The sequence below is a fragment of the Pontibacter anaerobius genome (assembly GCF_026241195.1).
In the GTDB taxonomy this organism is placed as follows: domain Bacteria; phylum Bacteroidota; class Bacteroidia; order Cytophagales; family Hymenobacteraceae; genus Pontibacter; species Pontibacter anaerobius.
Genome location: NZ_JAPFQO010000007.1, coordinates 97,139 through 121,019 on the forward strand (window position 1 = coordinate 97,139; position 23,881 = coordinate 121,019).

Below are 23,881 nucleotides of genomic sequence, written 5' to 3' on the forward strand. Positions count from 1 at the left end.
TTTTAGCTATTTAGGATTACTGTTGTTCTCTATTTTCTTTACGATGTTTGTGGTGGAGTAGCCTTTTACGAGCGGCACGGTCTTTACGGCTCCGCCCCGGGCCTGCACTACCTCGTGCCCCACAATCTGCTCCACCGTGTAATCATCGCCTTTTACAAGTATGTCTGGCTGCACGGCTTCGATCAGTTGCAGGGGCGTATTTTCATCAAATAGCACTACGGCATCCACAAACAAAAGGGATGCCATAACGCGCGCGCGTGACATTTCGTCCTGCAGTGGTCGGCTGGGCCCTTTTATACGGCTAATGGAGGCATCGGTGTTCAAGCCCAAAACAAGCTTATCGCCGAGTTGTTTGGCTTTCTCGAGATAATCGACGTGGCCCAGGTGCAGCAGGTCGAAGCAACCATTGGTGAAAACGATTTTCTGGCCCTGGGCACGCCAGGCTTGCACCTGCTCCAGCAGTTGCGGAAGGGTATAGATCTTATCCTTTGAGTTCATGTGCTTTGGAAGAAGTATGGCTTTGCGCTGTAACCGGCTTTGCACGGCCCAGCATACTTGCTATAAAGCTAATCACTCCCATTACAACTACCAAAAGTGTTTGCGAAGTATGCGCCAGCAGCGCATAGGCCATACCGGCCTCTTTGGGCACCCCGTAGAGCAGCAGCGTGGCCTGCACCATTAGGTGGTACACGCCGATACCGCCCTGCACCGGCGCCGCCATGCCCAGCGTACCCGCCAGCAGCACAGAGAGTGCGGCGCCCCAGCCAAGCCCGGAAGTGGCCGGCAGCGCGTAGAACACGGCCAGGCTCATGCCATAGTACATTAGCCACACAAATAAAGTATGGCCCCAGAAAGCCAGTTGGTTATCCAGTCTTGTGACACTGAACACACCCTGCAGCATACCTTTTGCAAAACGCACCGCCTTTCGGAAGTACACGTTCTTGCGCAGCAGGCTCAGGTAACGCAGCCCTACAAATAGCAGCACGACCACCAGGACCAGTATCACCCAGAACGCCCAGTACAAAGGGCTTATACTTTGCTCCAGGTTGGTATACTTGTCTGTAAAAAGGCTGAGGAAAAAGTCGCGTATACGGCCAAACTCTACCAGGAAGGTAAGCCCCACCACCACCAGCAGCATCACCATGTCAATAATGCGCTCTGCTATTACGGTGCCGAAGCCCGTGTTGAGCGGCAGGTTATCGGAGCGGCGCAGCATGCTGCAGCGCACCACCTCGCCCATGCGTGGCAGCACGAGGTTGGCCAGGTAGCCCAGCATCATGGCATTATAGGTATTGGCAAGCGGCGGGTTATAGCCCGTAGGCCTGATCTGCATTTGCCAGCGCAGCGCGCGGCTCAGGTAAGCCAGCACGCCCATCACCACCGACACCAGCACCCAGGCGTAGTCGGCGCTTTGGAACTCTGCCCACATTCTCTGAAAGTCCAGCTCCTTTAGCGCGTACCACATCAGAAATGCGGATACGCCCAGCAGCAGGACATACTTCAGAAACGAAAGCAGTTTATTCATGCAAAGGAATTATACCAGGCGGTTGTGCTGGTCCGGAAATACAAGTGTAGGCGTGTGGCTTTTGGCGTCTTCGAACTTGATACTGCAGTAGGAAATGATGATCACCACATCCCCTACCTGCACTTTTCGGGCCGCCGGGCCGTTCAGGCAGATGGTGCCGGTTCCGCGCTCTCCCTTAATCACGTAAGTTTCGAAGCGTTCCCCATTGTTGATGTTCACAATCTGCACTTTCTCATTCTCCACGATGTTGGCGGCGTCCATCAGGTCCTCATCAACGGTGATGCTACCAACATAGTGCAGTTCGGCCTGAGTTACCTTACAACGGTGGATTTTGGATTTTAAAACCTCAATATACATGGTGTAATTTGTAATGGAGCGCAAAGTTAGACAATTGGCTGCATAATAACTACCAACGCCAACAGCAGGTTCCTGTATCTGCCTCCAAACAATTTATACTTCGTTTAGATTCACAAGAAGGTTATCGATCAGGCGGACAGAGCCCACGAAGGCGGCAATGCAGAGGGCCACCTCCTGCCCCGGCTGAACCTCTGCCAGCGGCTGCAGGGTATCCGGCTCCACTATCTCGAAGTATTCCAGCTCCACCTGGTCTTCACCGGCCAAAAAGGCTTCTACGGTCACTTTTATAGTATAAACTGGCTTCTGCCCCAGTTGATCTTTGGCCAGCTGCAGCGCACGGTGCAGTATGGTTGCCGTCTGCCGCTGCTTCTGGTCAAGGCGCTTGTTCCGCGATGACATAGCCAGCCCATCCTCCTCGCGGATGGTTGGGTAGCGCACCACCTCCACATCAAAGTTTAACGCCTGCACCAGTTGCTTTACAATGGCTACCTGCTGCAGGTCCTTCTGCCCGAAGTAGGCGCGGTGCGGCTGCACAAAGTGGAACAGCTTGCTCACGACGGTGGCCACCCCGTTAAAATGCCCCGGGCGGTGTTCACCCTCCATCACGGCTTCCAGCGGCCCGAAACTAAACTGCAGCAGCGACTGTTGTACATATACCTCCTCGGCTTGTGGGGCAAAAAGGACGTCGCAGCCAACCGATTTCAGCAGCTCGATGTCTTTCTCCATGGTGCGTGGGTATAACTTATAGTCTTCCGGGTTGTTGAATTGGGTGGGATTCACGAAAATACTGCAAACAGTAACATCGTTCTCCTGCGCAGAAGCGCGCAACAACTGCAGGTGCCCCTCGTGCAGGGCACCCATGGTTGGCACAAAGCCAATGCGCTTGCCGCTGCAGCGCAACGCCTTCATATGGTCCCGGATGGTACTAACCCGCTCTATAACTTCCATGTTGGTGGTGTGTTGTGTTAAGGCAACTGTAAAGCTGGCAAAACTAAGTTATAACGTTTTAAATTGAAAATCAGAATAAAAAATACTAATTTTGCACGTCCCATTACTGTTGCTTATTAAATTTTAACTACATACCCATGTCAAAATTGCGAATCCTATACGCCGCCACCGAGATCAATCCCTTCCTTCAAACCACGAAAGTAGCAGAGTTTTTACAGACGCTGCCGCAGGGTATGCAGGAACGAGGGATGGAGATCCGCATTTTTGTTCCGCGGTTCGGCCTGATAAACGAGCGCAAAAACCGTTTGCATGAGGTGGTTCGCCTTTCTGGTATCAACATCGCCGTGGGTGACGACGAGAAACCATTGGTAATTAAAGTAGCTTCTATCCCGAACGCGAAGCTACAGGTTTATTTTATTGATAACGAAGACTACTTCCACAGAAAGTCAGTTTTTGTTGACAAGAACAACAAGTTTCACCAGGATAACGACGAGCGCGCTATCTTTTTCTGCAAGGGTGTGCTGGAGACGGTGAAAAAGCTGGGCTGGGCGCCAGATATCGTACATTGCAACGACTGGATGACAGGCCTGATACCGATGTACCTGAAAACCACGTACAAAAAGGACCCTATCTTTAAGGACTCCAAGTCGATGTTTACCGTATACAACAACAGCTATACCCATAAGTTTAGCGAGGATTTGCTGGAAAAGGTAAAGATGCTGGATATTGACGACAGCATGCTGAAGCACCTGGAGTCGGCTGACACGAACGGCTTTATTAAATGCGGCATGGAGTACGCCGATGCTGTGATCAAGACAAACGAGGACTTCAGCGATAACATCAACGCCTTGTTTAACGACTTCATGAAGAAGAAGAGCATCAGCACAGTTTGCGCTGACGACACTTTACTGGATAATTACTACAATCTGTATAACGAATTAAGCAAATAACTTTGATTTTCTTTTGTCCCTTTTTTGCACTTTGCGTAAATAATATAAGTGTAAGGGGCATTCCTTAAAGAGGAGGAATACAACAATATTACAAGAGGCTGCCACTTATATTACATTTATGTGATATAGTGGCAGTCTTTTTTATTACTAGTTAAACACTTGACAACAAGCCATTTGACTTGACAATTGCCGTCAAAAACACAATGCCAAAGAATAGAAGTTATAGAGATATATAAGAAATAGGTACATTTGCAGTTACCTATGTGTTTCTATGAGAGAAAATAAAGAAATTTTATGTGTGGAATTGTAGCTTATGTTGGGCATCGGGAAGCGAGCCCAATTATCATTAAGGGCCTGAAAAGGCTCGAGTACAGAGGATACGACAGTGCGGGCATCGCGCTAATGAACGGTGAGCTGAACGTTTACAAAAGAAAAGGCAAGGTAGCCGAACTGGAGGCATTTATTGCCGAGCAGGACACGCACGGCAACATTGGCATGGGCCACACCCGCTGGGCTACCCACGGTGAGCCGAACGACGTGAATGCGCACCCCCACTACTCTACCTCCCGCAACATCGCCATCATCCATAACGGCATCATCGAGAACTACGCTTCGCTTAAGAAGCTCCTGGTCGAGAAGGGCCATACTTTCCAGTCGGATACGGACTCAGAGGTGTTTATCAACCTGATCGAGGACATCCGCACGAATAACAACTGCACCCTGCCGGAGGCGGTAAGACTTGCCATGCACGAGGTGGTGGGCGCTTATGCCATCGTGGTGTTGGCAACCGACAGCCCTAACCAGCTGATTGCGGCCCGTAAGGGTAGCCCGCTGGTGGTGGGTATCGGCGAGGGTGAGTATTTCCTGGCCTCTGATGCAACCCCGATCATTGAGTACACAAACGAGGTAGTATACCTGAACGACTACGAACTGGCGATCATCAACAACGGTGAGCTGGATATCCGCACTAAGGAAGACGTGAAGCAGACGCCTTACGTGCAGACGCTGGAGATGGAGCTGGAGTCTATCGAGAAGGGTGGCTATGAGCACTTCATGCTGAAGGAGATCTTTGAGCAGCCGCGCTCTATACTTGACAGCATGCGCGGCCGCATGATTGCCGAGAGCAACCACCTGATGATGGCGGGTATCCGTGAGTTTGAGAATAAGTTCGTGAACGCCAACCGCATCATTATTGTGGCATGCGGCACCTCGTGGCATGCCGGCCTGGTGGCTGAGTACCTGATCGAGGACCTGGCGCGCATACCGGTAGAAGTTGAATACGCTTCTGAATTCCGCTACCGCAACCCAATCATCAACGAGAAAGACATCGTAATCGCTATCTCGCAGTCTGGCGAAACGGCGGATACACTGGCGGCGCTGGAACTGGCAAAGTCTAAGGGCGCTACTATTTTCGGTATTTGTAACGTGGTAGGCTCTTCTATTGCCCGTGCCACTGACGCAGGTGCTTATACACACGCCGGACCAGAAATTGGTGTGGCCAGTACAAAGGCCTTTACGGCACAAGTAACCGTTCTGACGCTGATCGCTATGATCATCGGCAGCAAGCGCGGTACACTGGAGACCACCAAGCTGCGTGAGCTGATGGTAGAACTGGAAACGATCCCGAACAAGGTGGAAGAGGCACTGAAGCTGAACGAGCAGATCATCGGCATCTCGGAGCAGTACAAAGATGCTACGAACTTCCTGTACCTGGGCCGTGGCTACAACTTCCCGGTTGCCTTGGAAGGCGCGCTTAAGCTGAAGGAGATCTCCTATATACATGCCGAGGGCTATCCTGCCGCAGAGATGAAGCACGGACCAATCGCACTGATTGACGAGCAAATGCCAGTAGTGGTAATCGCCACTAAGGATAGCTCTTATGAGAAGATCGTGTCGAACGTGCAGGAAGTAAAGGCCCGCAAGGGTAAGATCATTGCCATCGTAACGGAAGGCGACACCACGATTCCGGCTATGGCTGACCACGTGATCGAGATTCCGGAGACAAGTGAGCACCTGATGCCGTTGCTGTCTGTTATTCCGCTGCAGTTACTGTCTTACCACATCGCGGTTATGCGCGGCTGTAACGTTGACCAGCCCCGCAACCTGGCTAAATCTGTGACGGTAGAGTAATCTGCAAAGTATAAAAACAGAAAAGGGAGCTAGGTGTAGCTCCCTTTTTTTGTATCCTGCCTTTTAGTTTCGGTTGTAGGCTAATGTGTCCAGAAACAGCTGTATCACTTTGTGATCCTCGTTGTTATACTCGGTGTTGAGCATGGTGACGAATATTATACCTTCGTTATCGCCGCCCAAGGCTGCCACAGTGTAGTGCTGCACATCGCTGCCATACTTCAGTTCCACTGATTTGCCCCTGGCCTGTTGCCCGGACTTTAATCTGCGCTCAAAAGGCGCTTCAGTTACCGTATACCCAAAGCTTACTTCCTCATTGGTCATTTCCTTCAGCATCAGGTCCACGATTTCTGTTGGGTTCATGGTCTTGTACTTCTGTAGCAGTATGCCGTTGCCACTAGCCGTTAGCAGCGTTATCTGCTCCAGATCCGGGTCAGGCGAGGTGAATGCAGGATGCAGACCCTGGGGATACTGCAGCGACACCCAGTCGTCCTGGTAAGTAAGTATCTCCTTCTGCTTAACCGCCACCGTAACCTCTTTGCCGTTGGCGAGCTTTAGTTTATACTCTTTGCCTAAGGCGATGTCTGTGGTTTTGCCATTGATGGTAAGTTGGTAGTTGGCTGTCTCGTTAACTTGCGCCATGGCTCCAGCGCCTGTCAAACATAGTAATAGAGCGAGTAAAGTTGTTTTCATCGGGTTATGGTAAAGTATAAATGCTCAAGATAAGGAATGCGCTTTCAATATAGAAATGTAGAGGTATTAAAATAAGAAAGTTGAGTGTGTGGATTTATACTTTGGTGTAGGGTACACTTTCATAGCCAATGCGGCTCTCTACACCTTCTGCGCAAGTCTGAAGACTTGTATCCTTTTTATAGTGTTGAGTTTGTAACTCAACTGTAGCCATACTTATACTACTTGCTGTTCCGGACATCCCTGTCCGGAACCTTTCTGCCGCGGATTTCCTAATCTGCAATACTTTACACCTGTCCATTTATACTTAGCCGCCGCTTCCTTTAACTGGACACAAGCTATTCTTTCTAGCTAACGCTTATCCTTAGTCTTACATACCTAAAGTTTCATCTCTGGCTTTGGCTCCCTCCAGCCCGGGAGGGCTCGTCTTCCCGCATCGCGCTGGGACCTTTTCCTTTGCTCCTGCGTCGCAATGCCCTCACGGGCACCGGAAAAACTCGCATAGGCGCTTAACGGAAAGACTGGGAACAGATTTCGATAGCCGCCGCTGATGGAGATTCAGCAGAGCTCCCCTCCTTGGATAAGGAGGGGCTAGGGGTGGTTGGATGATACAACTGGCGGAGCTTGAACCAAGTGCCCTCCTCGGAGTGGCCAGGGGTGGGTTAACACTTTCGTAGGAACAAGCTGCGATCGATCTGCGCGATGCTAGCAGCAACGGAGCTTATACTTTAAAAGCTCTCCCCTTTCAGATACTTAGTTTTCAGAAGCGGGCAAATCTTGTAGCGCTCATCCCTGGTATCTTCATATACCGCCTGCAGCACTCGGTACACATGCTGCACGCCGATCTGGTTGGCCCATTCAAAAGGTCCTTTCGGGTAGTTGGTACCGAGTTTCATGCCTAGGTCTAAGTCGCTTATGCCTGCTGTTTTCTCCTGTAGCGTGTAACAGGCCTCGTTGATGATCATACAGATAATGCGGGGCGTCACCATACCTACTCGATCCTCTACCAACAAGTACTCCGTACCCAACGCCTGGCATACTTCCTGGAGCTTCTCCTCACAGCTCTTGTCCAGCAGACTTACCTCCAGCACAGGTCGGTTAAAGAGCGTGGGCAGTCCGTTAAAGCCGATTAAAGCACAGGGATGCTCCAGGCCAGACTCTTTTGCCAGAGCGGCCAACTGCAACGTAGGGGCGTTGCAGAACACCACCTGCCCCGGTGCATATAGGCTCAGGCGCTCCGGCTGCTCGTGCAGCAGGAAGTCGAACACCACGTCTGAGGGTTTCAGCTGTTCATCTGCCGGGCTGTGGCTTTGCAGGAAAGTATAGCTGATACCATCCCTCTCCTCCTGAAATTTTTGCTTGAACTCGGTGGCCATTTCCGGGCCAGACAAAACAACAATGTGCATATTTTCTGTACTTTTGATGGTAAAGATACAAACTAAAACCAAACCTTTATGGCACATACGATCATCAACTCTTCCAAGGCTCCTGCTCCTATCGGCCCATACAGCCAGGCTACTTTAGCAAACGGAACATTATACGTATCCGGACAGATTGCGCTGGATGCGGAGAGCGGCAATCTGATAAACGACAGCATCGAGAACGAAACGCACAAGGTAATGCAGAACCTGCAGGCCATACTTGCCGAGGCTGGCATGGACTTCAGTAACGTACTTAAGTGCACCATTTTCGTGAAGGACTTAAACAACTTCGGTAAGATTAACGAGACATACGGCAGCTACTTCGCCAGTAACCCACCCGCTCGCGAGACCGTGGAGGTAAGCCGCCTGCCAAAGGATGTGAACGTGGAGATCTCCTGCATCGCCACAAAATAACCACTAAGGCAAGTTGTACTTTAGCACAGGCCGGGGAAGTATGGCATCCCCGGCCTGTTGTGTTTTTATACTTTATCCAGCTACTCAGCAGACGGTTGTCATCCCCTAGCCCTTCCCGAAGTCAAAATTTAGAAACAGGGAACGATGAACCCACCCCTGGCCCTTCCCGAGAGGGGATTCTCAGGAAACGATTATCCAACCACCCCTGCCCCTCCTTGACTAAGGAGGGGAGCCTGTAGTTACTGATGTTGAAGTGTAAGTTTCATCGTTAGGGATGGATGTCATCAGCAAAAGTGTTAACCCACCCCTGGCCCCTCCGAGGAGGGGAATTGATCTGAAGCTCCGTCAGCTTTGGCTATCGAATCTGTTCCCAGTCCTTGGGTTGAGCGCCTTTGGAGTTTTTCGGTCCCGAAGGGATTGCAAAGCGATAGCGAGCAAAGAAAAGCTCCCAGCGCGATGCGGGAAGACGAGCCCTCCCGGGCTGGAGGGAGCCAAAGCCAGAGATGAAACTTTAGGTATGTAAGACTAAGGATAAGCGTTAGCTAGAAAGAATAGCTTGCTTCAAGTTAAAGGAAGCGGCGGCTAAGTAAAAACCTAAAACTCCTCCCCTCTAAATATTCGCTCCTTTGGCGGCATCCGTGTCGCTAGTCGGCTCCTGCTCCTCCTCCGGCTCACCGTATACTTCGCGCTCGTGCTTACCGGGCTCTGCGTTCACTGCCGAGTTGCCTACCTCTACCTCCTGCCGTATCACTCGCACGGCGTACTCTGCCGGGTATATGTTGTGGCCATACTTGCGCGAGTAAACAAACGTGAACACTGCCCCGAAAAAGATGATCTGCGAGGTGAAAAACACCCAGGTAAGTATAACCACCACCGAACCCGCCGCACCATACACCGACCCCACATCGTTCTTGCCCAGGTAAAAACCGATCAGGCCCCGGAATAGCACGAACAGCAGCGAAGTTACCAACGCGCCCACACCCACGTCGCGCCACTTTATCTTGGCATCCGGCAGAAACTTATAGATGCAGGCAAACAGGAACGACATTAGCAGAAAAGCCGATACAAAATTGCCCACGTGCAGCACATACACAATCCAGCCTGAGAAACGCGCCGTCAGAAAGTCGCCGATGGCCACAAGTATGGTATTGGCCAGCAGCGAGAGCAGCAGCACAATGGCAATGGTCAGGATCATGCCGAAGGAGAGGATACGGTCCAGCACCAGCTTTACGTAGCCGCGCTTGGGCACCGGCTTTACATGCCATATCTCATTCAGAGAGTCTTGCAAGGAGATGAAAACACCCGTTGCGGCTATAAAAAGAGCGAAAGCACCCACGATCGCCGCCAGGTTAAAGGCCCCAAACTCATTTACGTTCTCCACCATCTTCTGCACCGAGTAGGCCCCTTCCGTACCGATCAGCTCTTTTATGCGGTAGTAAATCTCACCTGACACCGCCTGCTCGCCGAAAAAATAACCGGCGGCGCTGATGATAATGATGAGCATGGGCGGCAGCGCAAAAATGGTGTAGTATGCCAGGGCTGCTCCCTTTTGGAAGGAGTTATTATCAATAAATTCGAGGGAGGCTTCCTTTAAAAGTCCCCAGATCAACCATGCGCGCTTCTTTACCATTCTGTGCGGCTTTTTCTTACTTGCTGATACGCAATCGGCCCATTATGTTTATACTATGTAGGCCTAAAGCCTGCCAGGCACCGCTATAGTTTGTGTTTTGCAACGCGCGCAGCATTTTACCGTTACCGAAACGATACTTTATTTTGTACCTTTGCAGCAAATTTGAACGATCTGAATCAGACAACCATACATGGAAAGAGAAGTTAGAGTACGCTTTGCCCCAAGCCCAACCGGGCCTCTCCATATCGGTGGTGTGCGCACTGCCCTTTACAACTACCTGCTGGCCCGCAAAACCGGCGGCAAAATGATCCTGCGCATCGAGGATACCGACCAGAATCGCTTTGTGCCGGGTGCCGAGGATTACATCCGCGAGTCGTTGGAGTGGTGCGGCATTGAGCTGGACGAGAGCCCCTGGAAAGGTGGCCCCTACGCACCTTACCGCCAGTCGGAGCGCAAGCCGATGTACATGCAATATGCCCAGCAGCTGATTGACGCTGGCCATGCTTATTACGCGTTTGATACGGCCGAGGAGTTGGAGGAAATGCGTGAGCGCCTGAAGGCCGCCAAAGTGGCCACGCCGCAGTACAACGCCATCACCCGCATGACCATGAAGAACTCCCTCACCCTGCCAGAGGATGAGGTGAAGCAGAAACTGGAGAGCGGTGAGCCGTATGTAATCCGCCTGAAAGTGCCGCGCAAAGAGGAGATCCGCCTGAAGGACCTGATACGCGGTTGGGTAATGGTGCACTCTTCTTCTGTGGATGATAAAGTACTCATGAAATCGGACGGCATGCCGACCTACCACCTGGCCAACATCGTGGACGACCACCTGATGAAGATCACGCACGTGATCCGTGGCGAGGAGTGGTTGCCGTCTGCGCCGCTGCACGTGCTGCTGTACCGCTACCTGGGCTGGGAAGACACCATGCCGGAGTTTGCCCACCTGCCCCTGCTCCTGAAGCCGGACGGAAACGGCAAGCTGAGCAAGCGCGACGGCGATAAGCTGGGCTTCCCGGTATTCCCGCTTCGCTGGCAGGACCCGAACACAGGCGAGGTATCCTCAGGCTACCGTGAGAGCGGCTACCTGCCGGAGGCTTTCGTGAACTTCCTGGCTTTCCTGGGCTGGAACCCGGGCACCAGCCAGGAGATATTCTCGATGGAAGAATTGGCAAACGAGTTTACCGTGGAGCGTATCGGTAAGTCCGGTACCCGCTTTGATATTCAGAAGGCCCGCTGGTTTAACGAGCAGTACCTGCGCGCTAAGCCAGACAGCGAGCTAGCAGGCTACCTGATCAAGGCCCTGGAGGAGCACAGCCTTACCACCACACCGGAGAAAGCCGAGAAAATCGCTGGGCTGATGAAGGAGCGCGTATCGTTTCCGCAGGATTTCTGGCAGGAGGCCAAGTACTTCTTTGTGGCTCCGGAGGAGTATAGCGAAAAAGTGGCTTCCAAGAAGTGGAACAGCCAATCGGTAGCCGTTTTCGAGGATTTCAAGAACGAGCTGCCATCGCTGCCGGACTTTAACGCTGCCGCGGTTAAAGAGCTGCTGCTGTCTGTTCTGGATCGCCACGGCATGAAGATCGGACAGGTGATGCAGGCGCTGCGCCTGGCCGTAACCGGCGCTGAGGCAGGCCCGGACCTGATGGAGATCATCGAGGTGATCGGCCGCGAGGAGACCATCCAGCGCATCGAAACCGCCATCAGCAAGCTGAGTAGTTACACATCCGCATAAAGTATAAAAACCATACTTACGTAAGAGAGGCTGGCCCTGTGGCTAGCCTTTTTTTATTGCCCCTTGTCCCCGTCCTGCAACAAATTACACCTGCCTCGCTTATACATCAAAGTATAACCACACGAGAAACACCATGGCTAAGAATAAAAAAGAGAGCAAAAGCGATAAAAAGAAATCACGGGTGCACAAGGATCTGGAGGGGTTTGAGATCAAGGTGAACGAGCACGGCGAGATCATATCCAACTACAGCATCGACAAGATAAACGAGTTCCTGAACCAGAACGTGGACGATAAGAAGCTGATGAAGCGCGATGCCGCCGAGAAGGCCAAGCGGGAGGAGGAGGAGGCTTTTCATGTGGAGGAGAGCGAGGAGACAGAGGAAACAGACGAGGACTTTGTGCGCAACACCAACGCCGTGTCTGACGAGGAGGACGACAAGAGCCTGCCTAAGACCCGCCGCCGCAAAAAAGGCGAAGAGGAGGAGGATGAGGAGGATTAGTGCTACTTCCGATTCAATAAAGTACATAGAGGCAGAAGAGGAAGCGGCCGTGCATAGGATCCCTCTTCTGCCTTTGTTTTTAATTTTTAGCTATCTTAGAACCATCACTAACCCAAGACTACAACTATGAGAAACTCACACGAAATCGACTACAAGATTTTTGGTAACGACATTCAGGTACTGGAGATAGAGCTGGACCCGAACGAGACGGTAATAGCCGAGGCTGGCGCCATGGTGTACATGGAGGAAGGCATCGACTTCGAAACAAAGATGGGTGACGGCTCTAACCCCAGCCAGGGCTTTTTCGGGAAACTGGTATCGGCAGGCAGCCGTTTGATTACAGGCGAGTCGCTGTTTATGACGCACTTTACGCACCGTGGCCACGGCAAGAGCCGCGTGGCCTTCTCAGCCCCATACCCTGGCACGATTCTCCCGATTGACCTCAGCACCACCCGCAACAGCACACTCATTACGCAGAAAGATGCGTTTCTGGCGGCGGCTTTGGGCACCAAGCTCAGCATCCACTTTAACCAGCGCCTGGGCTCAGGCATCTTCGGCGGCGAGGGATTTATACTTCAGAAAATGCAGGGAGACGGCCTTGCCTTTGTGCACGCCGGCGGTACGATAGTGGAGAAGCAGCTGAACAACGAGACACTACGTGTAGACACGGGCTGCGTGGTGGCCTTTGAGGAAGGTATAGACTTCAGTGTGCAGCGCGCCGGTGGCTTAAAGTCGATGATCTTTGGCGGGGAGGGACTGTTTCTGGCCACCTTGCGCGGCACCGGCCGTGTGTGGCTGCAATCCATGCCGGTGAAGAAGCTGATCGAGGCGCTGATGCCGCGCGGCGAGAATGCGAATAAAGAAGGTGGCTTTATGAGTAGTTTCCTGGAGTAGAAAGCACAGATTTATACTTTAGCAACAGAGCCCCGGCAGGTTTATACTTGCCGGGGCTACTGTTTTATACTTTCCAGTAATGCGGCCTTAGAGTCGTAGTGCGGGCAGGTAGCAACCTGTCTGTGCGAAGGTGTAAACCCACCCCTAACCCCTCCCGAGGAGGGGAATTTCACCTCTCCCCAGCCCTCTCCTTTTCTCGAGGGCCCCTACCCCCAAAACAGGAGAGGGAGTCCGGTTCAAGTGGTATAGCAATGGCTATTGAAAACTGATCCCAGTCTTTGGGTTGAGCGCCTTTGGAGTTTTTCGGTCCCGCGAGAGCGGGATTGCAAAGCGATAGCGAGCAAAGAAAAGCTCCCAGCGCGGTGCCCAAAGACGAGCCCTCCCGGGCTGGAGGGAGCCTCAGCAGCAGCTAGCAAGGATAGCTTGGTTCAAATTGTAGGAAGCAGCGGCTAGGGAAGTACAAAGTATGCGGACTAGGAGTCCGCGGCAGAGAGGTTCCGGACAGAGATGTCCGGAACAGCGAAAGTATGAATGGACAGGTATATCGTATGGCCAAAGCATAAACGATGGCTCTCCGAGCCAGTTGAGTTACAAACTCAACACCCTAAAAGGACACAAGTCTGAAGACTTGCGCCAGAAGGGGAGGTAAAGAAAATATAAACTGGCAAGTATGGGTACGCGGATAAGGATGCCCGGAACAGCGGAGGGGCCGGACATCCCCTATCCGGAACCTTTCTACAGCCCATTCACCTGCATGATCTCCTCCAGGTACACGCGGGTATTGCTGAGGCGCGGCACTTTGTTCTGGCCGCCCAGTTTGCCTTTGTGGCTGAGCCAGTTCAGGAACGTGCCTTTCGGGGCGGAGTGTACAAGCGGGGCCTGCAGGGCGATATCGTTCTGGCGTTTGGCATCGTAGTCGGAGTTTACCTCACGCAGCTTCTCGTCCAGTACTTGGGTGAAGCGCTTCAGGTCGTTTGGTTCTTTTTCAAACTCGATCAGCCACTCGTGCCCACCGCGCTTGTCGCTCTCCAGGTAAACCGGTGCTGCCGTAAAGTTAGAGATAACAGCCCCGGTAGCGCTGCAGGCGCTGGTAATGGCCTCCTCGGCATTCTCCACGATCACTTCCTCGCCAAAGGCATTGATGAAGTGTTTAGTACGCCCAGAAATCTTGATACGGTACGGGCTTAGGCTGGTAAAGCGAACTGTATCCCCGATCTTGTAGCGCCACAGGCCGGCATTGGTCGAGATCACCAGGGCATAGTTTTTCCCTAGCTCCACCTGGTCCAGCGTCAGGGTGGTAGGCTGCTCCTCGTCAAACTGATCCATCGGGATGAACTCATAATATACGCCGTAGTCCAGCATCAGCAGCATTTCATCCTCGGTGCCTGCCTGGTCCTGTATGCCGAAGAAGCCCTCCGAGGCATTGTATACTTCCAGGTAGTTCATCTTATCCGACGGAATGATATCGCGGAACAGCTGGCGGTACGGGCCAAAAGCCACAGCCCCATGCGTGAAAAGCTCCAGGTTTGGCCAAACTTCCAGGATATTGCTCTTGCCCGTCTCAGCCAGTATGCGCTTCAGCAACACGTAGGTCCAGGTGGGCACGCCGCTCAGGCTGGTCACGTTCTCCTTCACCGTCACCTCCACCATCTTCTCTATCTTCTCCTCCCACTTGTCCATCAGGGCGATTTTGAGCGGTGGGGTACGGATGGCCTCGGCCCAGATCGGCAGGTTCTGCATGATCACCGCCGACACGTCGCCGCAGCTTACATTGGCGTTTAGTTCGCTGGGGTGATGGCTGCCGCCAATCGAGAGGCCTTTGCCGGTGAACAGCTTGGTGTCAGGGTACAGGTTCACGTAGATGGAGAGCATATCCTTGCCGCCCTTGTAGTGGCAGTCTTCCAAAGACTCCGGGCTGACGGGTATGAACTTGCTGCGGGCGTTGGTGGTACCCGATGATTTGGCGAACCACTCGATCTTGGAGGGCCACAACAGGTTCTGCTCCCCCTTCATCACCCGCTCAATGTATGGGTACAGGTCTTCGTAGGTACTGATGGGCACCCGCTCCTGGAACTCACGTACGCTCAGTGTATCACTGTAGCCATACTTCTTACCCCACTCCGTGCCCTTGGCCGTGCTGATCAGGTCCTGAAACAGCTCCAACTGCACCTCATGCGGGTACTTACGAAACAGATCAATGTCATGGATCCGCTTCTTCATCACCCACGTAATAATTGAATTTATTATCTCCAAGGTAAATTGGCTAAAGGGTTAAACAGCCTTTCCTTATACTGCATTTGCAAACATTAGCCTTGTAATATACCTACTAAAGACTAGATCTTTCTCTTTAATTCGAAGTGTTTGCCCAGGTATACCCGGCGCACCTGTTCGTCGGCGGCCAGTTCTTCGGCAGTGCCTGCTTTCAGTATCTTGCCCTCAAACAGCAGGTAAGCCCGGTCGGTAATGGAAAGGGTCTCGTTTACGTTGTGGTCGGTGATGAGGATGCCGATGTTCTTGTTCTTGAGCTTGGCCACGATGCTCTGTATCTCCTCCACGGCAATAGGGTCTACGCCGGCAAAGGGCTCATCCAGCAGCACGAACTTGGGGTCTACGGCCAAGGCACGGGCAATTTCGGTGCGGCGGCGCTCACCGCCACTCAGCACAATGCCTTTGTTCTTGCGCACGTGCGTGAGCGAGAATTCCTCCAGCAGTTCCTCCACCTTCTCGTGCTGTGCCTGCTTCGGCAAATTCGTCATCTCCAGCACCGACAGGATGTTCTCCTCCACCGTCAGCTGCCGGAAAACCGATGCCTCCTGCGCCAGGTAACCTACGCCACGTTGGGCACGCTTATACATGGGCAGGTCGGTTATATCCTCCTCATCCAGGAAGATCCTTCCGGAGTTTGGCTTTACAAGGCCCACGATCATGTAGAAAGAGGTAGTCTTACCGGCTCCGTTCGGGCCTAAAAGCCCCACAATTTCGCCTTGGTTTACCTCCACGCTCACATCATTTACAACGGTGCGGGATTTATACTTCTTTATCAGGTGTTCGGCTCTCAGTATCATCGTGGCTAAATTACGCATAAAGCCGGCATCCTGCAACGTGCATGCCAGTTAGCAAAGCTCCATATTACACTTTATATATATTAGAAGATTACTATTAAAATAAAATCAACAAACTATATAATCCTTATTATCAGGTATTGTTTGATGTAAGATTAATATTTAATTTGATACACGCTTACAATCTACAACCTTACTTTATGACATTACATTTACTCCTTTCAGCCTGCCGGAGGCTTGCCTTCTCGGGCCTGTTGGTTTGCGGCAGCATAGCTGTGGCAGCAGCCACGGGTACCGACAACAATAACCCTAAAGCCGCTTCTGCTAGCAATAGCAGCAACAGTGCTGCCGTAGTGAGGGGAATTGATGTTTCGAGATGGCAGAAAGAAGTAGACTGGGATATGGTAAGTCAGTCAGGTGTATCCTTCTCGTTTATAAAGGCCACGGAAGGAGACTACAAGCAGGATCCATTCTTTGCCCGCAATTGGGAGGAGACGAAGCGCCATGGCATCAAGCGCGGTGCCTACCATTTCTATAAGCCTGAGATTCCGGTAGCAAGACAGGTAGAGCTGTTTACAAGCACGGTAACGATTGAACCCGGTGATCTGCCTCCTGTGCTTGACCTGGAGGTGATGGACAGGGAGCTTACCCCTGAGCAACTGCGCAAGGATGTGCGTACCTGGCTGGAGGCGGTAACAGCACACTACGGTGTGCGCCCGATCATCTACACCGGCCAGAACTATTACCGCCGTTACCTGAAGGGCTACTTCCCCGATTACCACTTCTGGATTGCCCGCTACAGCGACGTAAAGCCTGATATTCACCACACCGACAGCTGGATGTTCTGGCAGTTCACCGACCGCGGCTCTATTGCCGGCATTAACTCAGCCGTGGACATTAACTTCTTTGCCGGCGACTTCGAGCAGCTGAACCTGCTGTGTGTGCCGGAGTTCATGGCCCATAACCGCTACGACCGCGAAAGCCCGCTTTCGCAGCTAAAGCACCTGCAGCCACTGCCGTAAGTATAGGTTTATACTTCAGTTAAAGAATTTATACTTTTAATAAACGAGAAGGCTCCTTTACCGGGAGCCTTCTCGTTTGTATAGCCTACTGCATTTATTACATGTAATTTATAGCCGTATAGCCAAGTGACGGCTACTTTTATATTAAAATTAAACTATATCTATTAGGTTCAAGTATGACTTTGAAAAGCCATATATAGATGTTGAAACTGAAAAACGCTCCCTTCACTAAAACAAAACAAAAGAAGAAACTAGAAAAGTTGGATATCCACGACTTCTCCGACTTAAGCCTTGAAGAAAGGACATTCAGGAGAACTCTTGAATGGGGCGCAGCGGCTATATCACTTGTACTTTCTGCACTAGCCTTATACCTCATTGGTGGAGTAGAGGTGTTGATGAGGCTGATCACATAGTGTAACAGAAATTTCTCCTCCTTATTGATTACTTCACGCTACTCCTAGTAATGAGTAGTTACCCCCCGTATGAACCAGAAGCAAAGCATTCAAAGCTGGTCATGAGCCTTTTTTATTTTATGCGGATGTCTTTGATGCGGAGCTGCAGCGTAATGACGCCCCGGAAGATGTTTTCCTCAATTGTATAACATACATCAAACGGAATGCCTTTGCTGATCCTGTCATAATAATCGCTGAGGCCGAAACCGATCGCGTCGATACTGGTGAAGCCGTCCTGCGTCAGGCGCAGTTTCAGGTGTGAGTCGCCCACCACACGCACGCTGCCGGTATCATACACGCACTCCGACACAAACACAGGGCGCATGTTGCCGGGGCCGAATGGCTCCATCTGCCGCACAATGTTGTAAAAGTTACGGGTGATCTGCTTCAGGTTAAGCGGCGCGTCTATCTCGATCTGCGGGATCTTCTGCTCTGCGGTAATGGTACTGGCCACCACTTCCTCAAACCGCTCTCTAAACGCCTGTACGTTCTCCACAGGCAGCGTTAAGCCTGCCGCATACATATGCCCGCCAAACTGCTCCAGCAGGTCTGAGCAGCTCTCAATGGCATTGTGCACGTTAAAGCCATGCACCGATCTGGCCGAGCCGGAAGCCTTGCCGTTAGATTGGGTAAGTATAATGGTAGGGCGGTAGTAATGCTCGATGCAGCGCGAGGCCACAATCCCGATCACACCTTTATGCCAGGTCTCCTTAAAAAGCACTGTCGAGTTAGCCGAGCGCAGAAAATCATCCTGCTCTATCATCTGCAGCGCCTCTTTGGTAATATTGCTGTCCTTGTCGCGGCGGGCTTTGTTAGACTCATTTATGATGTCGGCCATTTTAAAGGCCTCTTCCTTGGTCTGGGCCAGCAGCATCCGTACTGAGTTCTTGGCATCGCCCATACGGCCGGCAGCGTTAATGCGCGGGGCAAAGCCAAACACAATGCTGGTGATGTCCATCTCGCTGCGGATATCCGCCAGCTCTTTAAGGGCTTCCAAACCAGGCCGCATCGGCTGCGGTCCGTTCAGGTGCTGCAGTCCAAAGTATGCCAGAATGCGGTTCTCGCCGGTAATGGGCACAATATCGGCGGCTATACTTACCACAAGCAGGTCCAGCAGTTTATAGACTTCCTCCTGCTCAATATCATTCTGAATACAAAAAGCCTGCAGTAGCTTAAAGCCCACGCCACAACCCGAAAGCTCTTTGTATGGATACGGGCAATCTACCTGCTTCGGGTCCAGCACGGCCACTGCCTTCGGAATATCCGCATCTGGCAGGTGGTGGTCGCAGATGATGAAGTCGATGCCTTTTTCGGATGCGTAAGCCACCTTATCCGCAGACTTAATGCCACAGTCGAGGCTGATGATGAGCGTGAAGTTATGCTCCGCCGCCCACTCAATGCCCTGGCTCGATACACCGTAGCCTTCTTTATACCTGTCGGGGATGTAGAAGTCGATATTGGAAGTATAGTTGCGCAGGAAGCCATACATGAGGGCCACAGAGGTGGTTCCGTCTACGTCGTAGTCGCCGTACACCAGAATCTTCTCGTTGCGGTGCAGGGCCTCGTTCAGGCGGTTCACGGCGCGGTCCATGTCCTTCATCAGGAAAGGGTCGTGGAGGTCCAGCAGGGATGGGCGGAAAAAATGTTTAGCCTCATCAAAGGTGCAGATACCGCGCTGGCAAAGTATGGAAGCTAAGGTAGCACTGATTTTCAGCTCCTCTGTAAGTTGCTGTACTACCTCTGCCGGTGCCTCCTGGCTGATAACCCACCTTTTCTCCATAAACTCTAACTGTGCCGCTATACTTGTGTCGTGGCGCAAAGGTAGCTAAATTAACCCGCACCTGCAGGAGCCTCATTTACCTTCGCGGTTATTTTCGTACTTTTGCCCTGATTAACAGGATTAATAGTGAAACGATTCAGAGAACTTTTTAAAAAGTATAAAAATTATTCCCTGGACCTGATCATGTATGGGTTCTTTATACTTTTTATACTTATCCTCTTTATTTTCTTCTCCTAAGAGAGCTTAATTGAGTTTGTCGCCGCGCAGGTTACGGAAGCGCTTTCGGGCTTCCGCCGCATAGATGCTGCCCTGGTGCTTTACCAGCAGCTCATTGTAAAGCTCCTGCGCCTTCTCCTTATCGTTCAAGTTCTCCTCGTAAATATAGGCCATGCGATACAAGGCGTCATCGCTCAGGATATCGTACTGCGGGTTGCCCACAATCTTCTGCAGGCTCTCTACCGCCCTATTAAACTCCCCCATCCGCTCAAAAATAGCAGCCTTCTGAAAGTATATCTCATCGGTGAGGCTATGGCCGGGATACTTTTGCAGCATGGCATTCAGCGCAGTTAAGGCCTCCTGCATCTTGTTCTGGAAAATAAGCAGGTCAATGGCGGCGTACTCTTCCATCGCCACGGTGGAGGTATCCAAGCCGGTATTGTCGGTTATCAGCAGGCTCAGGTCCATGGCATCGTTGGCGATCTCGCGGCTCGTGGCCATCTTCAGGATATCCAGGTGCGCCTGCGCCAGCTCAAAATCGCCCTTGTAGTAGTTCAGGCGGGCGTTACGTAGCTTGGCCTCATGCCCTATCGGCGTTTCCTTATGCGATTTCTCCACCTGCGAGTACAGCAGCGTACTCTCCCACGGCTCCCCTTTCAGCAGGTAGATATCCCCCAGCGTGAGTTTACTATCGGCTATAAGGCTGGGGTCGGCACGTGGCACGTTGATGGCCTCTTGCAGCAGGGAGATAGCTTTTTCCTTTTCATCCAGGTGGAAGGCGTATAAACCAGCCATATGCTGCAGCGCCTCCACCATCTCCGGCCGCCGACCCACCTCGCTCAGCAGCGCTTCATAGTCCGTAATCAAGGCCTGTATTTGCTCTTTATCAATCGGGAAAGTACTCTCCACCTGCTCCTCACGGGCATTTATCAGCCGCTGCCGCGCCACCAAATAGTATGGCCCCTCCGGATACGCCTCCACGATGTACCGGAAGGCCTCTATGGCTCCCTCATAATCATCGTTTTTCAGACTGATGGCGCCCAACTCCATCACGCGGGTGCCGCCGGTACGGGTGCGCTTATCCACAGCACGGGCTTGCATCAGGGCGCTGTAAAAGTCTTTCCGCTGAATGTATAGCCAAATCAGCATCTCATTGTAAGCCAGCTTATCAGGGTTCTGCTGCACCCGCAGGATGAGCTCTTTCTCCAGCAGGTCTGCGCTTTTCTCGTCTTGTAGGCTATTTTGCAGGCGGCTCTGCACATACCCCAACTCGCTTTCATTCTCCTGCAGCAGGTTCAGCACCTCTGGTATCAGTTTGTCGGTTTTCTGGCGGTAAGCATACAGCGCAATCAGTGGGCGGGTATAGGCTGTAGGGTCTTTGATGAGCTGACGGCCGCGCAGGTAGGCTTGCTCGGCATAGTCGTACATCTCGTGCTGCATAAAGGCATTGGCTATTACCACCGCAGCCTCAGGGTTCATACTTTCCAGCAGCTTGCCAAACTGCTTCTCGGCAGCAGATTTGTTGCCGGAGGCCTGGTACACGCGCCCCAGGTCCACCTCCAGATTCGGGTTATCCGGAAACCGCTTGATTGTTTTCTTCACCAGCTTCTCCGCCTCCTTGTAGTTGCGCTGGGCCAGCAGGGTTTTCAGGTAATCAGGGTAAACGGCATGGAACAGCCGCTGGTCCTCAATCAGCCTGCCGTACAGCTCCTCTGCCTTGTCGTAATCGCCCTGGCTGAAGTACTGCCGTGCCAGCTCCAGGTCCTGCTGCTGTTGGGCCCGGGCCGCCGGGGCCGACAGCAGCACCAACAGCGAGAGCAGTAAAGTATAAAGTATGTTCCTGCGCATAGTTTCTATAAAACGAAAAGCCTGTTCGCCTCTGTATGTCCCCCTCTCTTCTAACTATGAATATACTCAATCAGTTTGATTTGGGAGGGATGATTTTGGCAGCATGCGGCTGTTATACTTTCCTGCATAAAAAAAGAGCCACTCTTTTTAGGGAGCGGCTCTTGTATGAAGTATACCGGCTGGCTTAGAAGAAGCGAACGCGGTTATCTACGATCTCAGATTTTTCTTTGATGGCCTCGAAAGCCTGCGTTTCGGCACGGCCTGCGCGTGTAGTCAGAATCTGCTGTTTCACGTTAGAGAAATCATCGATCTCCGGTGCTGCGTTAAGGTTTGTCAACTCTACGATCATCACACCGGCCTGACCCTCAAACGGAGCAGTACGGGCGCCCGGCTTTAGGCCGAAAGCCTTACCTACTGCCTTTGGCTCCACACCCACACCCGGGATAGACCCTGAAGCAAATGTCACGTTATCAGCAGTTCTCACCATGGCATCCGAACCATAGGCTGAGGCAATCTGGTCCAGGGAGCCTTTCTGGCCCTCTAGCTTCGCCATAATCTGCTTCGCCTTCTGCTCGTCGCGCACGGCTGCAGTCAGTTCATCGCGCACATCCTCGATAGAGGCATATCCTTTTTCGCGCTTGCCGGTAAGCGTAGCCACCACAAACTGGTCGTTTATCTCGAATACTGGGGATACATCACCCACCTCTGTGTCTTTTGCATACGTCCAGCGAACCAGTTCGCGGGCGCTTGCCAGGTTGTTTACCAGCACCTGGTTTTTACCGATGTTGGCTGCCTCCTCTTTCACCAGCGACTTGTTAGCCTCCAGGTTACTGCGGAACTCCTCTGTGCTGCCGCTTGTGCCGGCCAGTTCGTCGGCCACGGCGTAAGCTGCATCGCGGGTTGTTTCGCTTGGCTCAATAGTACGCTCTACGGCGGCTATCTTGTATGTCTCCTTTGTTTTAGGCTCCGTCACCTTCACGATGTGGTAACCATATTCTGTCTCTACCAGATTTGGCAGCAGGCCTTTGCCGTTAAAGCCGAAAATAGCTTTATCGAACTCCGGCACCATCTGGCCTTCCGGGAACCAGCCTAGGTCGCCACCACGGGATGCAGTGCCATCTGAGCCATGCTGTACGGCCATCTGAGCAAAGTCAGCACCGTTCTTTATCTGAGTCAGCACATCCTGCGCTTTGGCTTTGGCAGCGGCTTTCGCCTCTGGCGTGTCGCTTTCCGGACGGATCAGGATATGGCTTGCTCTGGCAGAGCTCTTTTCAGCGGTTTTGGCATCTGTTACCTTAAACAGTGCTACTGAATTGTTATTGGTGAAAGGGCCGTATACTTTGCCTTCCTGCAGCGGCTGTTGCTTGCGCAGCTCCTCTGGCAGGTCGCCAGGCGTTACATACGTTCCGTTGAAAGGCACATCAGAGTTTGCGTTAACAAAAGCAGAGTCGTTTGTTGCGCTTGCAAACTGCTTTGTAATCGTTGCGATTTCCTCGTTATAGTAGGTGCTGTCTTCCTTAGAGGCTGTCACCGGAATGGTCACAAACTCGACGGTACGGCCATCTTCTACTTTATAAAGTTCTTTGTTGCGCTCGTAGTAATCCTTCAGCTGCGCATCCGTTACCTTCACAGCAGAGTCTGAAACAGTGCCATAAGGTACAAAAAGCACTTTCATGCTTGCAGCAGCATTCTGCGCCTTATAAAAGTTCTTCGCCTCGGCAGTAGTAACGTAAACTGTTTTGCTGATCAGGTTAGCAAACTTGCTCTGTAGGCGGTCTTCCGCGATGCTCTGCTCAAAGCTAACCCACATCGGGCGTGTGCCGGTCTGGTCCAGGTTCTGCAGGTACTGCACCACTTGGTTACGGTCAAACTCACCAGTCTGCGGATTGGAAAAGGCCTGCATTACGGCCGGGTGTATATTGTTGCCCTGCACCATGTCGGCCAGCTCTTCGTCTGTTACCTCCAGGCCCAGGCGGTCATACTCCTTTTCCAGGGCAATCTTAAAGATTAGCTGGTTCCAGGCCTGCTCGCGCAGCATCGCTAGTTCGCCTTCAGAGGCAGCACGGCCAACGCGGTTCTCATAATCAGCCTTTACCTGCTGCAGTACATTGTCAAACTCCTGGTAGTCAATCTCCTCGCCGGCTATTTCGCCTACTGTGTTTGCATTGTTGCCCAGCAGCCTTGAGTTTGGCCCCAGCAGGTCGCCGCCTACCACAAATACACCAAGCCCGATGGCAATGGCGCCTACAGCCCAACCAGACTTCTCTCTAATCTTGTTAATTAATGCCATTCTTTATGTAACTTATAAAAGGAT

The 23,881-nt window shown here is 52.1% G+C and carries 20 protein-coding genes; 8 read left to right on the top strand and 12 right to left on the bottom strand.

Features of this window, described 5'->3' with window-relative positions; genetic code table 11:
* Positions 1-6: 6 nt before the first annotated feature.
* The 4 genes from rfaE2 to panC form a co-directional block, all read right to left on the bottom strand.
* Positions 7-498, bottom strand: coding sequence for a D-glycero-beta-D-manno-heptose 1-phosphate adenylyltransferase (rfaE2, locus tag OO017_RS11115; protein WP_266052563.1), 492 nt, complete (start codon positions 496-498; stop codon positions 7-9).
* On the bottom strand, positions 482-1,525 hold the full coding sequence (locus OO017_RS11120; RefSeq protein ID WP_266052564.1) for a lysylphosphatidylglycerol synthase transmembrane domain-containing protein: 1,044 nt from the start codon (positions 1,523-1,525) through the stop codon (positions 482-484). Before OO017_RS11120 ends, rfaE2 begins: the two co-directional genes overlap by 17 nt.
* A gap of 9 nt (positions 1,526-1,534) precedes the next feature.
* Complete coding sequence (gene panD, locus OO017_RS11125) at positions 1,535-1,882, bottom strand: aspartate 1-decarboxylase (protein WP_140622883.1); 348 nt, start codon at positions 1,880-1,882, stop codon at positions 1,535-1,537.
* A 93-nt stretch (positions 1,883-1,975) separates the two neighbouring features.
* Positions 1,976-2,830 carry a pantoate--beta-alanine ligase gene (panC, locus tag OO017_RS11130; protein ID WP_266052565.1) on the bottom strand — a complete coding sequence of 285 codons (855 nt, stop codon included), beginning with the start codon at positions 2,828-2,830 and terminating at the stop codon, positions 1,976-1,978.
* Positions 2,831-2,967: 137 nt separating this feature from the next.
* Here panC and OO017_RS11135 point away from each other — a divergent pair, with 137 nt between their 5' ends.
* Complete coding sequence (locus OO017_RS11135; protein ID WP_266052566.1) at positions 2,968-3,780, top strand: glycogen/starch synthase; 813 nt, start codon at positions 2,968-2,970, stop codon at positions 3,778-3,780.
* A 294-nt stretch (positions 3,781-4,074) separates the two neighbouring features.
* Positions 4,075-5,910, top strand: coding sequence for a glutamine--fructose-6-phosphate transaminase (isomerizing) (gene glmS / locus OO017_RS11140; protein WP_266052567.1), 1,836 nt, complete (start codon positions 4,075-4,077; stop codon positions 5,908-5,910).
* A gap of 63 nt (positions 5,911-5,973) precedes the next feature.
* Here glmS and OO017_RS11145 read toward each other — a convergent pair whose 3' ends face one another.
* Both OO017_RS11145 and OO017_RS11150 read right to left on the bottom strand, forming a co-directional pair.
* Positions 5,974-6,549: a hypothetical protein gene (locus OO017_RS11145; RefSeq protein WP_266052568.1), complete on the bottom strand. Its 576-nt coding sequence runs from the start codon at positions 6,547-6,549 to the stop codon at positions 5,974-5,976.
* A gap of 776 nt (positions 6,550-7,325) precedes the next feature.
* A complete protein-coding gene (locus OO017_RS11150; RefSeq protein ID WP_266052569.1) occupies positions 7,326-8,003 on the bottom strand; it encodes a 3-hydroxyacyl-CoA dehydrogenase family protein in 678 nt (225 codons plus the stop codon).
* Between the two features lie 48 nt (positions 8,004-8,051).
* Between OO017_RS11150 and OO017_RS11155 the strand changes: the two genes are divergently transcribed.
* Positions 8,052-8,432 carry a RidA family protein gene (locus OO017_RS11155; protein WP_266052570.1) on the top strand — a complete coding sequence of 127 codons (381 nt, stop codon included), beginning with the start codon at positions 8,052-8,054 and terminating at the stop codon, positions 8,430-8,432.
* 610 nt (positions 8,433-9,042) lie between these two features.
* Here OO017_RS11155 and OO017_RS11160 read toward each other — a convergent pair.
* Positions 9,043-10,062: a YihY/virulence factor BrkB family protein gene (locus OO017_RS11160; protein WP_266052571.1), complete on the bottom strand. Its 1,020-nt coding sequence runs from the start codon at positions 10,060-10,062 to the stop codon at positions 9,043-9,045.
* Between the two features lie 190 nt (positions 10,063-10,252).
* Here OO017_RS11160 and gltX point away from each other — a divergent pair, with 190 nt between their 5' ends.
* From gltX to OO017_RS11175, 3 genes are all read left to right on the top strand, one after another.
* The gene (gene gltX / locus OO017_RS11165; protein ID WP_266052572.1) at positions 10,253-11,794 is read left to right on the top strand and encodes a glutamate--tRNA ligase; all 1,542 of its coding nucleotides are present in this window, start codon (positions 10,253-10,255) and stop codon (positions 11,792-11,794) included.
* A 133-nt stretch (positions 11,795-11,927) separates the two neighbouring features.
* Positions 11,928-12,293, top strand: coding sequence for a hypothetical protein (locus tag OO017_RS11170; RefSeq protein ID WP_266052573.1), 366 nt, complete (start codon positions 11,928-11,930; stop codon positions 12,291-12,293).
* A gap of 126 nt (positions 12,294-12,419) precedes the next feature.
* Positions 12,420-13,187, top strand: coding sequence for a TIGR00266 family protein (locus OO017_RS11175; RefSeq protein ID WP_266052574.1), 768 nt, complete (start codon positions 12,420-12,422; stop codon positions 13,185-13,187).
* Positions 13,188-13,922: 735 nt separating this feature from the next.
* Here the strand turns inward: OO017_RS11175 and OO017_RS11180 are convergent.
* Entirely contained in the window at positions 13,923-15,440 is a 1,518-nt protein-coding gene (locus OO017_RS11180; protein WP_500797068.1) for a GH3 auxin-responsive promoter family protein, read from the bottom strand.
* 80 nt (positions 15,441-15,520) lie between these two features.
* Positions 15,521-16,252: an LPS export ABC transporter ATP-binding protein gene (gene lptB, locus OO017_RS11185; protein WP_266052576.1), complete on the bottom strand. Its 732-nt coding sequence runs from the start codon at positions 16,250-16,252 to the stop codon at positions 15,521-15,523.
* A 197-nt stretch (positions 16,253-16,449) separates the two neighbouring features.
* Between lptB and OO017_RS11190 the strand changes: the two genes are divergently transcribed.
* Both OO017_RS11190 and OO017_RS11195 read left to right on the top strand, forming a co-directional pair.
* Positions 16,450-17,271 (top strand): glycoside hydrolase family 25 protein, encoded by an 822-nt coding sequence (locus tag OO017_RS11190; protein ID WP_266052577.1) that lies wholly within the window; start codon positions 16,450-16,452, stop codon positions 17,269-17,271.
* A gap of 200 nt (positions 17,272-17,471) precedes the next feature.
* Positions 17,472-17,684 carry a hypothetical protein gene (locus tag OO017_RS11195; protein ID WP_266052578.1) on the top strand — a complete coding sequence of 71 codons (213 nt, stop codon included), beginning with the start codon at positions 17,472-17,474 and terminating at the stop codon, positions 17,682-17,684.
* A 112-nt stretch (positions 17,685-17,796) separates the two neighbouring features.
* On the opposite strand, the gene recJ is transcribed toward OO017_RS11195, so the two are convergent.
* The 3 genes from recJ to OO017_RS11210 all read right to left on the bottom strand — a co-directional run bounded on the left by recJ (position 17,797) and on the right by OO017_RS11210 (position 23,857).
* Positions 17,797-19,503: a single-stranded-DNA-specific exonuclease RecJ gene (recJ, locus tag OO017_RS11200; protein WP_266052779.1), complete on the bottom strand. Its 1,707-nt coding sequence runs from the start codon at positions 19,501-19,503 to the stop codon at positions 17,797-17,799.
* A gap of 243 nt (positions 19,504-19,746) precedes the next feature.
* A complete protein-coding gene (locus OO017_RS11205) occupies positions 19,747-21,567 on the bottom strand; it encodes a tetratricopeptide repeat protein (protein WP_266052579.1) in 1,821 nt (606 codons plus the stop codon).
* Between the two features lie 184 nt (positions 21,568-21,751).
* Positions 21,752-23,857, bottom strand: a complete 2,106-nt coding sequence (locus OO017_RS11210) for a peptidylprolyl isomerase (protein WP_266052580.1) — start codon at positions 23,855-23,857, stop codon at positions 21,752-21,754.
* Positions 23,858-23,881: the final 24 nt, after the last annotated feature.